The 11,959-nt window shown below is 58.9% G+C and carries 14 protein-coding genes and 1 pseudogene; all 15 read right to left on the bottom strand.

Features of this window, described 5'->3' with window-relative positions; genetic code table 11:
- Positions 1 to 53: 53 nt before the first annotated feature.
- Positions 54 to 308, bottom strand: a pseudogene (locus ACO6EE_RS06370) (IS481 family transposase); the annotation flags it as partial.
- A gap of 119 nt (positions 309 to 427) precedes the next feature.
- Positions 428 to 2,338 (bottom strand): DNA mismatch repair endonuclease MutL, encoded by a 1,911-nt coding sequence (gene mutL / locus ACO6EE_RS06365; RefSeq protein WP_485960035.1) that lies wholly within the window; start codon positions 2,336 to 2,338, stop codon positions 428 to 430.
- 56 nt (positions 2,339 to 2,394) lie between these two features.
- Complete coding sequence (gene aroC, locus ACO6EE_RS06360; RefSeq protein WP_485960033.1) at positions 2,395 to 3,498, bottom strand: chorismate synthase; 1,104 nt, start codon at positions 3,496 to 3,498, stop codon at positions 2,395 to 2,397.
- Between the two features lie 96 nt (positions 3,499 to 3,594).
- Entirely contained in the window at positions 3,595 to 3,936 is a 342-nt protein-coding gene (locus tag ACO6EE_RS06355; protein ID WP_070541777.1) for a zinc ribbon domain-containing protein YjdM, read from the bottom strand.
- An 82-nt stretch (positions 3,937 to 4,018) separates the two neighbouring features.
- Positions 4,019 to 5,089 (bottom strand): 3-isopropylmalate dehydrogenase, encoded by a 1,071-nt coding sequence (gene leuB, locus ACO6EE_RS06350; protein ID WP_485960030.1) that lies wholly within the window; start codon positions 5,087 to 5,089, stop codon positions 4,019 to 4,021.
- A 77-nt stretch (positions 5,090 to 5,166) separates the two neighbouring features.
- A complete protein-coding gene (locus ACO6EE_RS06345; protein WP_485960029.1) occupies positions 5,167 to 6,009 on the bottom strand; it encodes a DUF1444 domain-containing protein in 843 nt (280 codons plus the stop codon).
- 150 nt (positions 6,010 to 6,159) lie between these two features.
- Positions 6,160 to 6,627 (bottom strand): NanQ anomerase/TabA/YiaL family protein, encoded by a 468-nt coding sequence (locus ACO6EE_RS06340; RefSeq protein WP_485960027.1) that lies wholly within the window; start codon positions 6,625 to 6,627, stop codon positions 6,160 to 6,162.
- 33 nt (positions 6,628 to 6,660) lie between these two features.
- Complete coding sequence (locus ACO6EE_RS06335) at positions 6,661 to 7,332, bottom strand: DUF2625 domain-containing protein (protein WP_485960026.1); 672 nt, start codon at positions 7,330 to 7,332, stop codon at positions 6,661 to 6,663.
- 131 nt (positions 7,333 to 7,463) lie between these two features.
- On the bottom strand, positions 7,464 to 7,826 hold the full coding sequence (locus tag ACO6EE_RS06330; protein WP_485960024.1) for a TIGR02328 family protein: 363 nt from the start codon (positions 7,824 to 7,826) through the stop codon (positions 7,464 to 7,466).
- A 64-nt stretch (positions 7,827 to 7,890) separates the two neighbouring features.
- Positions 7,891 to 8,220 (bottom strand): hypothetical protein, encoded by a 330-nt coding sequence (locus ACO6EE_RS06325; protein WP_485960022.1) that lies wholly within the window; start codon positions 8,218 to 8,220, stop codon positions 7,891 to 7,893.
- Positions 8,221 to 8,309: 89 nt separating this feature from the next.
- Complete coding sequence (gene leuD / locus ACO6EE_RS06320) at positions 8,310 to 8,951, bottom strand: 3-isopropylmalate dehydratase small subunit (protein ID WP_485960020.1); 642 nt, start codon at positions 8,949 to 8,951, stop codon at positions 8,310 to 8,312.
- 102 nt (positions 8,952 to 9,053) lie between these two features.
- On the bottom strand, positions 9,054 to 9,242 hold the full coding sequence (locus ACO6EE_RS06315) for a hypothetical protein (RefSeq protein WP_070633170.1): 189 nt from the start codon (positions 9,240 to 9,242) through the stop codon (positions 9,054 to 9,056).
- Between the two features lie 151 nt (positions 9,243 to 9,393).
- Positions 9,394 to 10,035, bottom strand: a complete 642-nt coding sequence (locus ACO6EE_RS06310; RefSeq protein ID WP_485960018.1) for a hypothetical protein — start codon at positions 10,033 to 10,035, stop codon at positions 9,394 to 9,396.
- 54 nt (positions 10,036 to 10,089) lie between these two features.
- Positions 10,090 to 10,497, bottom strand: a complete 408-nt coding sequence (locus ACO6EE_RS06305) for a hypothetical protein (protein ID WP_485960016.1) — start codon at positions 10,495 to 10,497, stop codon at positions 10,090 to 10,092.
- A 108-nt stretch (positions 10,498 to 10,605) separates the two neighbouring features.
- A partial coding sequence (gene leuC / locus ACO6EE_RS06300; protein ID WP_485960015.1) for a 3-isopropylmalate dehydratase large subunit occupies positions 10,606 to 11,959 on the bottom strand: 1,354 nt, incomplete at its 5' end.

Below are 11,959 nucleotides of genomic sequence, written 5' to 3'. Positions count from 1 at the left end.
TTGTTACTTACTGGCAAGGTTCTCTGAAATAGCACCTTTTTTGTTACTTATGCCAGTTTTTCCTGAATGCTGCGTTCTACCTTGGCCAGACGTTTCATTCCGTACTTTGCCTGTTTGAAACGGTTGTTGGTGCTGGTTTGGGGTTTGAGCAGCCTGCCCCTTGCGGCTTTAAGTGCGCGGTAGATGGTGACGCGGCTGACTTGGTAGCGGCGTGCCAGGGAGGTGACGCTTTCCTTCTCCTGAGTGTAGGCCAGCCAAATGGCTTGGCGGTGGTGCGGGGTGAGTCGGGTGTTTTTGTGCATGTTCATGTTTCAGTATTCTCCTGGAAATACTGTAAACAACGCTACTGGTTTCTACAAGAAAGGCTACCTGAAAAACGGTTTATCCTGTTTCAGGTAGCCTTTCGTCTGCCGCACGGGCAGCCTGCCTATTGCCCGCGCAGGAACAGGGCATCGAGGTCGGTGAGGGTGAGTTTCACCCAGGTGGGGCGGCCGTGGTTGCATTGGTTGCTGCGGGAGGTATTTTCCATATCGCGCAGCAGGGCATTCATTTCGGGCAGGGTGAGGCGGCGGCCGGCGCGCACGGAGCCGTGGCAGGCCATGGTGCTGAGGATGCGGTTTTCGCGCTCTTCTACGGTGCGGATGCTGCCGGTGTGGGCGGCTTCTTGCAGCATGCTGCGGGCAAGTTCGGAAATATCGGCTTTGCCCAGCATCTGCGGCACGGCGCGTATGGCGATGGTGTGGCTGCCCACGGCGGAGCAGTCGAGGCCGTATTGGCGCAGCAAATCGGCGTGTTCGGCCAGGGCGGCCATTTCTTCGTGAGTGGCTTCAAAGCTCACGGGGATGAGCAGCTGCTGGCTGTGCAGGCTGCCGTGGCTTTGGCGCTGGGCTTTCATTTTTTCGTAGTTCACGCGCTCGGCGGCGGCGTGCATGTCGATTAAGAGCAGGCTGTTTTCGGCTTGAGCCAGGATATAAATGCCGAGCAGCTGGGCGATGGCGAAGCCGAGCGGGTGTTCTGCGGCATTGTTTTCAGGTAGCCGGGCGGCTTCCGCGCTTGATGCGAATCGGCTTTGCTCGAGGGCGGCAAGTTCGGGGTCTTCGCTGCCGCTGTGTTTATAAAGCTCGGCATAGGTTTGCCAGGCGGCGCGGCTTTCTTGCAGGGTGAGGCGTTGCTGCTGCGGGGCGCGGGCAGGGTTATAAGCAACAGGGGTGCGGGCGCTGGGGCTACCTGAAAGCGAGCCAGGCGAGCTTCTGCGCAGCAAAAACTCGCCTGGCTCGCTTTCAGGTAGCCTTTGGCTGTGGATGTGTTGCAGCAGGCTGCCGGCGTTGCTCACGCTGTCGGTTTGGTCGGCGCGGGTGTCGGCCAGCGCTTTGTTCAGGGTGTGGAACACGAGCTGGTGTACGGCCTGGCTGTCGCGGAAGCGGATTTCGGTTTTGGTGGGGTGCACGTTGACGTCCACCATTTCGGGCGGCAGTTCGAGAAACAGCACGAAGGCGGGGGTGATTTGCTGGTGCAACACATCGCGGTAGGCCTGTTTGGCGGCGTGCAGCATCACTTTGTCGCGCACGAAGCGGTTGTTTACAAAACAGTATTGCTGGCTGCTGCGGCCTTGGGCGAAGGTGGGTTTGGCAATGAGGCCGTGCAAACGGAGGATGCCGTTGCCGCTGTCGATGGGCAGGGAGGCGGCCTGAAAATCCGAGCCCAGCACGGCGGCGATGCGTTCGTTTTGGCTTTGGGCGGGGTATTTGGCGGTGGTTTTGCCGTTGTGCACAAGCTCGAAGGCGATGTGCGGGTTGGCCAGGGCGAGGCGGTCGAACACGGTGGCGCAGTGGGCGTATTCGGTGTTTTCGGATTTGAGGAATTTGCGCCGGGCAGGGGTGTTGAAAAAGAGGTCGGCCACTTCCACGCTGGTGCCTACGGGGTGGGCGGCAGCGGCGGCGGGCTCGATTTGCCCGTCACGGGCGCGCACTTGGCGGGCGGCGGGGCTGCCTTCCTGGCGGCTGGTGAGGGTGAGGCGGGACACGGAGGCGATGCTGGCCAGCCCTTCGCCGCGAAAGCCCATGCTGCGCACGTGCTCCAAATCTTGCAGCGAAGCGATTTTGCTGGTGGCGTGGCGGGAGAGGGCGAGCGGAAGGTCGTCGGCATGGATGCCGCTGCCGTTATCGGCCACGCGGATGAGGCGGATGCCGCCGCCGGCCAGCTCCACTTGGATACGGGTGGCGCCGGCATCAATACTGTTTTCGATGATTTCTTTGAGCGCGGCGGCGGGGCGTTCCACCACTTCGCCGGCGGCGATTTGGTTCACAAGGTGGTCGGGCAGGGCATGGATACGGGGCATGATGGGTCTCGGGGTTGGGCTACCTGAAAAGGCGGGGTTTATTTTTCAGCTAGCCTTCAACCGTTTTGCAGTTTGGCGATATCGGGCGTGATCACGCGCACATCAGCGTTTTGGGCGCGGTGGCGCAGGGCGTGGTCGATGAGCACGAGGGCGAGCATGGCTTCGGCGATCGGGGCGGCGCGCAGGCCGACACAGGGGTCGTGGCGGCCGTGGGTTTCGAGCATAACGGGCTGGCCGTGGATGTCGATACTGTGGCGCGGAGTGGCGATGGAGCTGGTGGGCTTCACGGCGAAGTCGGCGCGGATGGTTTGGCCGGTGGAAATGCCGCCGAGGATGCCGCCGGCATGGTTGCTGGCGAAGCCTTGCGGCGTGAGCTCGTCGCCGTGTTGGCTGCCGAGTTGGCGCACCACGTCGAAGCCGTCGCCGACGGATACGGCTTTCACCGCGTTGATGCCCATCAGGGCGTGGGCGATGTCGGCATCCAGCCGGTCAAACACGGGCTCGCCCAGGCCGACGGGGACGTTGCGCGCTTCAATATGCAGTTTCGCGCCCACGGAATCGAGCGATTTGCGTACGGAGTCCATATAGGCTTCCAAGTCGGCGATTTGGCTTTGGTTGGCGGCAAAGAAGGGGTTTTGGCCGATTAATTCTTCGCCTTCAAATGCGATTTCAAGCTCGCCCACCTGGCTCACCCAGCAGAGAATCTGCGTGCCGAACTGCTCGCGCAGCCATTTTTTGGCCACGGCACCGGCGGCCACGCGGGCGGCGGTTTCGCGCGCAGAACTGCGGCCGCCACCGCGATAATCGCGGATGCCGTATTTGTGCCAATAGGTGTAGTCGGCATGGCCGGGGCGGAATTGTTGGGCGATATTGCCGTAGTCGCGGCTGCGTTGGTCGGTGTTGCGGATGAAGAGGGCGATGGGCGTGCCGGTGGTGCGCCCTTCAAACACGCCGGAGAGGATTTCCACTTGGTCGGCTTCGCGCCGCTGGGTAACGTGGCGGCTGGTGCCGGGGCGACGGCGGTCGAGGTCGGGCTGGATATCGGCTTCGGCAAGCGGCAGGCCGGGCGGGCAGCCGTCGATGATGCAGCCGATGCCTGCGCCGTGACTTTCGCCGAAGGTGGTGATGCGGAAGAGTTGTCCGAAGGAGTTGCCGGGCATGATGGTTGAAACAAGAAGATTGGGAAGATGCGGGCGAGTTTAGCACAAAGGCTACCTGAAAATGATTTTTCAGGTAGCCTTCGGCTATTCCGCAGCCTAAGCCTTTTTCACAAATTCGGATTTGAGGTTGAGCGCGGTGCCGTTTACTTTGCAGGCGATGTCGTGGTCGCCTTCCTGCAGGCGGATGTTTTTCACTTTGGTGCCTTGTTTGAGCACCAGCGAGCTGCCTTTCACTTTCAGGTCTTTGAGCAGCACCACGCTGTCGCCGTTGGCCAGCGGTGTGCCGTAGGCATCAACTGCGCTGAGGGCGTCGTCTGCCTCGGCAGCGGCATCGGCCTGGGCCGACCATTCGTGGGCGCATTCCGGGCAAATGAGGTTGGCGCCGTCTTCATAGGTGTATTCGGATTGGCATTGCGGGCAGGGCGGTAGGGTAGTCATTCGTTTTCCTTATGGTTTGAAATGATTGGGAGACTACCTGAAAGCTGGCAACGGTTTTCAGATAGCCTGATGAGGCGGCGGATTATAACGCGGTCAGCACGGCATCACCCATGCCGCTGCAAGACACGAGCTGGGTGCCTTGTTCGTAAATATCGCCGGTGCGCAAGCCTTGTTGCAGCACTTTCTGCACGGCATTTTCCACCTGCACGGCGCGCGCTTCGTCGTTCAGGCTGTAGCGCAGCAGCATGGCCAGCGAGAGGATGGTGGCCAGCGGGTTGGCTTTGTTTTGCCCGGCGATATCGGGCGCGGAGCCGTGCGAGGGTTCGTATAGGCCTTTGCCGTTTTCGTCCAGTGAGGCGGAGGGCAGCATGCCGATGGAGCCGGTGAGCATGGAAGCTTCGTCGGAGAGGATGTCGCCGAAGATGTTGCCAGTGGCGATCACATCGAACTGTTTGGGCGCGCGCACGAGCTGCATGGCGGCGTTGTCCACATACATGTGGGAGAGTTCGACATCGGGGTATTGTTTGCCGATTTCTTCGAAGATTTCGCACCACAGTTCGGTGGTTTCCAACACGTTGGCTTTGCCCACGGAGCAGACTTTTTTGCTGCGTTTCTGCGCGGCACGGAAGGCAACGTGGGCGATGCGGCGGATTTCGCTTTCGCTGTAGCGCATGGTGTTGAAACCTTCGCGCTCGCCGTTTTCCAGCGTGCGGATGCCGCGCGGTTCGCCGAAATAGATGTCGCCGGTCAGTTCGCGCACGATGAGGATGTCGAGGCCTGCCACGATTTCGGGTTTGAGCGTGGAGGCGTTGGCCAGCTCTTTATACAAAATGGCGGGGCGCAGGTTGGCAAAAAAATTCAAATCTTTGCGGATGGCCAAGAGGCCGCGCTCGGGGCGCAGCGGGCGGTCGAGGTTGTCGTATTGCGGGCTGCCCACCGCGCCAAGCAGCACGGCATCGGCGGCGCGGCACAGGTTTTGCGTAAACTCGGGATAGGGGCTGCCGAATTGGTCGTAGGCTTCGCCGCCCAGCGGAGCGTATTCGTAGGATACGTCCAAGCCCTGTTCAATCAATTTATCGAGCACGCGCACGGCTTCGCGTACGATTTCGGGGCCGATGCCGTCGCCTTTGATGATGGCTAGTTTTTTGGTCATGAGGGTAAGTCCTTTATAGAAGGTGGATAACTATTTTTCAGGTAGCCTTACTTCGGATTTGAGACTACCTGAAAACCTTAATGGTGCTGAAACAGGCTGATTTCGCCGTTGTGGTATTGGTAGAGCAGGGTGGAAATGGTGTAGGGGCCTTCTTCGGCGATCTGTGCGGCGGCAACCTTCAGGGTGGCGATGGCGCGTTCGTCGGAGGGGTTGCACAAAATCAGCACGTTGCGCGCGGGAATAGCCAGCACGGGGTTGGCGGGCAGCACGGGGTCGCTCGGCAGGATTTCGTTTAAAAGCAGGATAAGGGAGGCGTCGTAGTTGCTGTCGAGCAGGATTTGGGTGAGGCTGCTTTCTTCTATGTGCTCAATCTGTATTTTGCCTTGCATATATTGGCGCAGATTGGCGAGGGCGGTGTGGTGCAGCGCGGCATCGTCGGCCAGGCCGGCGGCAACGGCGTCTTCGCGGCTGAAAGAACGCATGGCTTCGCCGGTGTCGAGCATATAGAGCAGCACCAAATCGCCGGCAATCGGGCGGTAGATAACGGATTCTTCGGGCTCGGTGCCGGATACTTGGGTCATCTGCCGCAGGTGTTCGAGCCAGAGGCCGTTTTGAATCACGGGGAATAGCTGCTCGGCACGGGCTGGCGGCCGCTCGGCCATTATTTGCCGCACCATGGCAGCGTTGGCGGCGAGGAGGACGTCTAAATCGGCCGGGGATTGCAGATAGCGGGCGTAGTGGTTGCCCAGATAAAGCTTGCCTTCGCCTACCTGCAACACGGTGTCTTCAAGGCTTTCGCCCCATTCGATTTGCGCATCCACGGCACAATCGCGGCGGATGTGCTCGGCAAAGTGTTGGATAAACTGCCGCCAATCCATTGTTTTCGGCGCACGGCCGAAAAGCTTGCTGAAGAAAGACATTTTCCGATTCCTTTGTTTTTGAAATACTGCTCAGAGCAGCCGGCAGGCTACCTGAAAACGAGCCAGGCGAGTTTCGCCAAAATGGGATGCGCGTGATTTAATTTTATTATGGTGTTTGATAGCGGGAGCCATAAAGGCTACCTGAAAAATTCACGCGATGCGGCAATCTGCGCTGCGGATTTTAAACACCGCTTTGCGGATGGTTTGCCCGGGCGTGCCCACAAGCGGGGCGTGGCCGTCGTTGGGGAAGAAGAGGGCAAATTCGCCTGTTTCCAAATCAAACCATGTTTCCGGCGTGCAGCGGAAAAATTCGATGTCGCGCTTTTCGTTATAGCCTTGGCCGTTTTGCAGGCGGCTGCGGTCGATCCAGCCGTAGGTTTCCCTGCCGCTTAACGGCACTTGGATATCGATGTGGTTCAAATGCGCTTCGGGCAGCGCGGCTTCGCGTGCGCGCAGGGTTTCGGTTTGGATAAAGAGGCGGATATTCGGGTTGCCGCACGGCACTTGGCCGTCGGGTAGGGCGGCTAAATCCAGGCTTTGCAGCAGGCGGAAGGCTTCGGCAAAGTCGGGGTGCAGCGCGGCGTAGCGGGATGCATGGGCGATGGTGTCGGTAATCATGGTTTAGGGCTACCTGAAAAGTGAAGCGGCATCCTATTTGGCAAGTTGCCGCAAAATATCCAGCGTGGCGGCGTAGTGTTCGGCAATCGGGATAACGCGGCGGCTGGTTTGTTCGATATCTGCACTTTCCTCCGTCCACAGCGGCGGGAAGAAGTGGTAAACGCTGTCGCCGCCCAATGCGGCCACTTCTTCTTGCCAGCCCATCCAACGCACGTTTTCGTAGAACAGTGCCAAATCGCCGCTAAACGCCCAGTTGAGGAAGTCGGTGTAGCCCAGTTCGCAGTCTTCCCATTCAAGGGTGTCGGGCGGCAGGTAGAACACATTGCCGGGTGTGCCATCCAAGCCGCCGCCGTTGAGGGCAAAGTAGCCGCCGGCGGCATCGTCTGCAACCAGGTAATAAGGCGCGGGAGCGGCAGGTTCGGCTTGGGTGCGGCCGAGATTCCAGCTGCCGAGGCCGCGCGGCAGGCGGGGGCTGCCCGAGCCCAGGATGCGCAACCAGCCGTGGTCGATGAGGATGCCGCCGGTTTCATACACCACCGCGCCCATCACCGAGCGGGTGCTTACTTGGGTTTTCACCAGTTCGGCTTCTGCGGCGGCCGGGTCGCGCGGCAGGATTTCCACCGGATTGGCGGCTTCGGCAAGCCATTCTTGAATCAGCGGCCATGCAGGGTCGGCGGTATTAATGAGGTCGGCTAAGGTTTTCATATGAGGCTACCTGAAAATGAGCGAAGCGAGTTTCTGCGAAGCTAAAATGAGCAAGAGCAGGATTTTTGCGAAGCTAAAGTAAGCGTAGCAAAGTTTCTGCGAAGCTAAAAATGGGTGGGTTAAGCAGCTGTTCAGATGGCTATACCTTTACTGCGCAGATTCGCCAAGCATTCGGCAAGGTAATCATCATCGTGTTCGGCATAAATCGGGCTGCCGACAGGCTCTTCCAATAAATCGGGATAGGGCGGGCAGGTGTTGCCGCGATGGTTTTTATCGCGCCACGCGGGATCAGGCCGGTAGCCGCGCCGCTGCATTTCGTCCATGATGAGGACGTGGTAGGCGTAGAGCAGATAAGGGCTGCGGGCGAAGACGTAGTTTACGGTGGCGTGCGGCCGGCCCCAGCCGTTGCCGCGCAAGGCGGCGCATTCGCGGTGTTGGCCGAGCAGTTGGGCGCGGGGGAGTTGGGGGATAAGGGCTTGGTGCCACAGGCGCATGGTGATTGCCTAAATAAAGGCTACCTGAAAAAGAGAGAGCAGATTTCAGGTAGCCTGCAATGGGTTAGTTAATGGGGCGGGTTTCGCCGCTCATGGGGTCGTCAATTTGCATACGGCCGCTGGCTTTGTCCACTTCGTAGCCGAACAGGCGGGGGGCGGTGTGCGGATCGCCGCCGCAGCGGGCATCGTGTTTTTCGTGCACGTCCACGGTGTAGTTGTTGGCGGTTTCGGTGGTGATGAACAGCAGGCATTCCGGTTTCAGGCTGGTTAGCCGGTGGCGGGCAACGGAGGCAGACACGCGGGCTACGGCTTGCTCTTTGTTGCTGATGGGCTCGGCTTGGGCGCTGAGGGCGAGGAGGGGCAGCAGGGCTGTGAGGAGGAGTGCGGGTTTCATAACGTTTTCTATAGGAGTTGGGAAGGATAGAAGGCTACCTGAAAAAAGGTTTTAGCTTCGCTGAAACTTGCTTTCAGGTAGCCTTGGGTTTAGCTGTTAAACAGCCAGGGTTGGCTTTGGCGGCGTTGTGCTTCAAAGGCGCGGATTTGGTCGGCGTGTTGCAGGGTGAGGCCGATTTCGTCGAGGCCGTTGAGCAGGCAGTGTTTGCGGTGTTCGGTGATGTCGAATTTAAACGTGGTGCCGCCGGGGGTGGTAACGGTTTGCCGTTCTAAATCGATGCTGAGCCGATAGCCTTCGGTGGCATAGGTTTCTTGGAAGAGTTGTTCCACCTGCTCTTCAGTCAGCACGATGGGCAGCAGGCCGTTTTTGTAGCAGTTGTTGAAGAAAATATCGGCAAAGCTGGGGGCGATGACGGCGCGGAAGCCGTAATCGTCGAGCGCCCAAGGGGCGTGCTCGCGCGAGGAGCCGCAGCCGAAGTTTTTTCGCGTGAGCAGGATTTGCGCGCCTTGGTAGCGCGGCTGATTCAGCGAAAAATCAGGATTGAGCGGGCGCTTGCTGTTGTCCATGCCCGGCTCGCCGTGGTCGAGATAACGCCATTCGTCAAAGCAGTTTACGCCGAAGCCGCTGCGTTTGATGGATTTGAGGAATTGTTTGGGGATGATGGCATCGGTGTCCACATTATTGCGGTCGAGCGGGGCAACGAGGGCGGTGAGCTGGGTAAAGGCTTTCATGGCGGGTCTTTGTGGTTTGCTTAAAGGCTACCTGAAAATGCAACCTTATGTTTATATGGATATTTTTATTCCGGCAGGCGCTCGGCCTGCCGGATGCCTGGTTTATTCAGTGGCGTTTTCGATTTTCTCGCCCACATGGGAAATACCGCGGCCAACGGCATTGCTGCCCTTGCGCACGGCTTCGCGGGTGTGGTCGATGTTGTTGGCAGTGTCTTCTTTTACGCCGTGCCAAGTGCTGGAACAGGCGGATAGGCCGATGGCGGTAATGGCGAGGATGAGAAGGTGTTTCATGTTTTCAGCTCCTTATGTGAAGAAATGAAAGATGCACGATTGGCTCGTGTGGCTTTATTATCGGCCAAAACAGCAAGCCTGACGGCTGATTTAGCCTGAATTTATCGGATTTTACTTTTCAGGTAGCCTCTGATGGCGGACAACCGCCGGATTAAAAATCGGCTTCATAACCGTGGCCTCGGCTACCATAAAAAATCAACCAGCGCGCCAGAGAATAGACAATGTGCAATTGGCTTTCCAAACTTTCTGGTTCGGCTTCTGGCGGTTCATATTGGTCTTTTAGATATTCCAAGCCGTGTTGCTGCGCGATGGGGGTAACTGCGGCAAGCAGCCGTTGGGCATAATCTACGGCTTCTTCGGCCAAATGGTTCGACCATGCTTCGTTGAGCAAATCTTCGCTGATCAGATCCTGGCAGTCGGCTAGGAATTGGCCGCGGAATACATTTGCATCTTGGCCAAAGGCGCGATATACCGGCACGCTGTCTTGTTCCGGAGCCAATTCGATTACATAGTAGCCTTGGTAATCTTGGTAAACTTCATCAAACGGCGGTTTATCCGGATTATCGTCGGCATCGTATTGTTCGCGTAGCCAAGCGTCTGCCTGAGCATCTCTGCCCACTTGCGGTGCCTTGATGGTTTCATAGCTGGGTATGCCGAGCGCAAACCATTCTTCCAGCAGTTGTTCCCGCTGGTCGGGAGAAAGATTTTCCGACGGTATCAGACTATATAGCTCGTAAAAGCGTTGTTCCTTGCCCGCTTTGGGTTTGCTTAACGGGCGCATATCCAATCCCATATTATTTTCCTTTCATAGTTGGATTTTCAGGTAGCCTTGGCAGGGGCGGGCGGTTTAACGGTTGCGGCCGGGGTTGTATTTGAGCACGATGTGGGTGAGGTCGCCGCGGTGGCGGCGGCAGAAGGCGTCTGCTTCGGCTCTGCTGGGGCGGCGTTTGCCGTCTTGACCGAGCAGGCGGATAGCGGGATGCTCGCGCAGCATGGAGGCGATCGGTTCGCTTTCAATTTGTTTGCCGCATTCGCCGTAGCGGGCGAAGCCTTCGTAAACGTTGTTGAGGCGGGTGCGCGTGTCGATTTCGGCGCGGGCAATGCGCGGACAGGCAGCGATGAAGGCTTCAAACATGGCAAATTCGCTCAGCACGGTGCGGCACTGCTCCGGCGTGGGCGAGGCAATAGGCTCGGCGGTAGCCAGGGCGGGGCAGAGAGCGGCGAGCAGGAGGGTGGTTTTGAGGAGGGTTTTCATGGAGTTCAATTATTTGGGTTACTTGAGACGGGGTATTTTAACTTTTTCAGGTAGCCTGTGGGCAGATAGAGGCTACCTGAAAGCGCAGCTTCAACGAAGCTAAAAACCTCAAGCCAGCGTCCGGACATCGACAAAATGCCCGGCCACCGCCGCCGCCGCCGCCATGGCAGGGCTGACGAGGTGCGTTCGGCCGCCGTTGCCCTGCCGTCCTTCAAAATTGCGGTTGGAGGTGGAGGCACAGCGTTCTTGCGGCGCGAGGCGGTCGGCGTTCATGGCCAAACACATGGAGCAGCCCGGTTCACGCCATTCAAAGCCCGCGTCGGTGAAGATTTTGTCCAAGCCTTCTTTTTCCGCCTGCTCTTTCACCAAGCCGGAGCCGGGCACGACCAGCACGCGGTTCACGTTGCCCGCCTTTTTGCGACCTTTGGCCACCGCGGCGGCTTCGCGCAAATCTTCGATGCGACTGTTGGTGCAGGAGCCGATGAACACCACGTCGACGGGGATTTCGTTCAGCGGCGTGCCGGCGGCCAAGCCCATGTATTCCAAAGCACGTTCCATGCCCGCGCGTTTCACCGCGTCGGCTTCGTCGGCGGGATTCGGCACTTTGCCGTCCACGCCCAGCACCATTTCGGGCGACGTGCCCCACGTTACCTGCGGCTCGATATCTTCGGCGCGGAAACGGTAGGTTTTGTCGAATGTCGCGCCATCGTCGGACACCAGTGTACGCCAGTAGGTCACGGCTTTGTCCCAATCCGCGCCTTTGGGGGCGAATTTGCGGCCTTGGATGTAGTTGATAGTGGTGTCGTCCACCGCCACCAAGCCGCTGCGCGCGCCGGCTTCAATCGCCATGTTGCACAGAGTCATGCGGCCTTCCATGGAGAGGCTGCGGATGGCTACGCCGCCGAACTCGATGGCATAGCCCGTGCCGCCCGCCGTGCCGATTTGGCCGATGATGTACAGCGCGATGTCTTTGGCGGTTACGCCCGGTTTCAGACGGCCTGAAACTTCAATCAGCATGGATTTGGATTTTTTGGCGGTGATGCACTGGGTGGCCATGGTGTGTTCCACTTCACTGGTGCCGATGCCGTGCGCCAGCGCGCCGAACGCGCCGTGGGTGCTGGTGTGCGAATCGCCGCAGACGACGGTCATGCCGGGCAGCGTCGCGCCCTGTTCGGGGCCCATCACATGCACGATGCCTTGGCCTTTGTCTTTAAACGGGAAATACGCCAGCGCGCCGAATTCTTTGATGTTTTTGTCCAAAGTGTCCACTTGCAGCTTGGAGATGGGGTCTTTGATGCCTTCGTCCCAATGGTCGGTGGGGGTGTTGTGGTCGGCGGTGGAGACCACGCTGTCGATGCGCCACAGTTTGCGGCTGGCCATTTTCAGGCCTTCAAACGCCTGCGGGCTGGTCACTCCATGCACCAGCTGTCGGCCGACATACAGCAGCACCGCGCCGTCTTCT

The organism is Eikenella sp., assembly GCF_057315495.1.
Note: the sequence above shows the minus strand (reverse complement) of the source record. Positions and strands in the feature narration are given on the sequence as shown.

Bases quoted from the DNA above. Each gene is read 5' to 3' on its own strand.
- ACO6EE_RS06305 (WP_485960016.1), bottom strand. From the start codon at position 10,497: ATGAAAACCCTCCTCAAAACCACCCTCCTGCTCGCCGCTCTCTGCCCC.
- aroC (WP_485960033.1), bottom strand. From the start codon at position 3,498: ATGCCCGGCAACTCCTTCGGACAACTCTTCCGCATCACCACCTTCGGC.
- ACO6EE_RS06330 (WP_485960024.1), bottom strand. From the start codon at position 7,826: ATGCGCCTGTGGCACCAAGCCCTTATCCCCCAACTCCCCCGCGCCCAA.
- mutL (WP_485960035.1), bottom strand. From the start codon at position 2,338: ATGCCCCGTATCCATGCCCTGCCCGACCACCTTGTGAACCAAATCGCC.
- ACO6EE_RS06315 (WP_070633170.1), bottom strand. From the start codon at position 9,242: ATGAAACACCTTCTCATCCTCGCCATTACCGCCATCGGCCTATCCGCC.
- leuB (WP_485960030.1), bottom strand. From the start codon at position 5,089: ATGACCAAAAAACTAGCCATCATCAAAGGCGACGGCATCGGCCCCGAA.
- ACO6EE_RS06310 (WP_485960018.1), bottom strand. From the start codon at position 10,035: ATGGGATTGGATATGCGCCCGTTAAGCAAACCCAAAGCGGGCAAGGAA.
- ACO6EE_RS06345 (WP_485960029.1), bottom strand. From the start codon at position 6,009: ATGTCTTTCTTCAGCAAGCTTTTCGGCCGTGCGCCGAAAACAATGGAT.
- ACO6EE_RS06355 (WP_070541777.1), bottom strand. From the start codon at position 3,936: ATGACTACCCTACCGCCCTGCCCGCAATGCCAATCCGAATACACCTAT.
- ACO6EE_RS06340 (WP_485960027.1), bottom strand. From the start codon at position 6,627: ATGATTACCGACACCATCGCCCATGCATCCCGCTACGCCGCGCTGCAC.
- ACO6EE_RS06325 (WP_485960022.1), bottom strand. From the start codon at position 8,220: ATGAAACCCGCACTCCTCCTCACAGCCCTGCTGCCCCTCCTCGCCCTC.
- ACO6EE_RS06335 (WP_485960026.1), bottom strand. From the start codon at position 7,332: ATGAAAACCTTAGCCGACCTCATTAATACCGCCGACCCTGCATGGCCG.
- leuD (WP_485960020.1), bottom strand. From the start codon at position 8,951: ATGAAAGCCTTTACCCAGCTCACCGCCCTCGTTGCCCCGCTCGACCGC.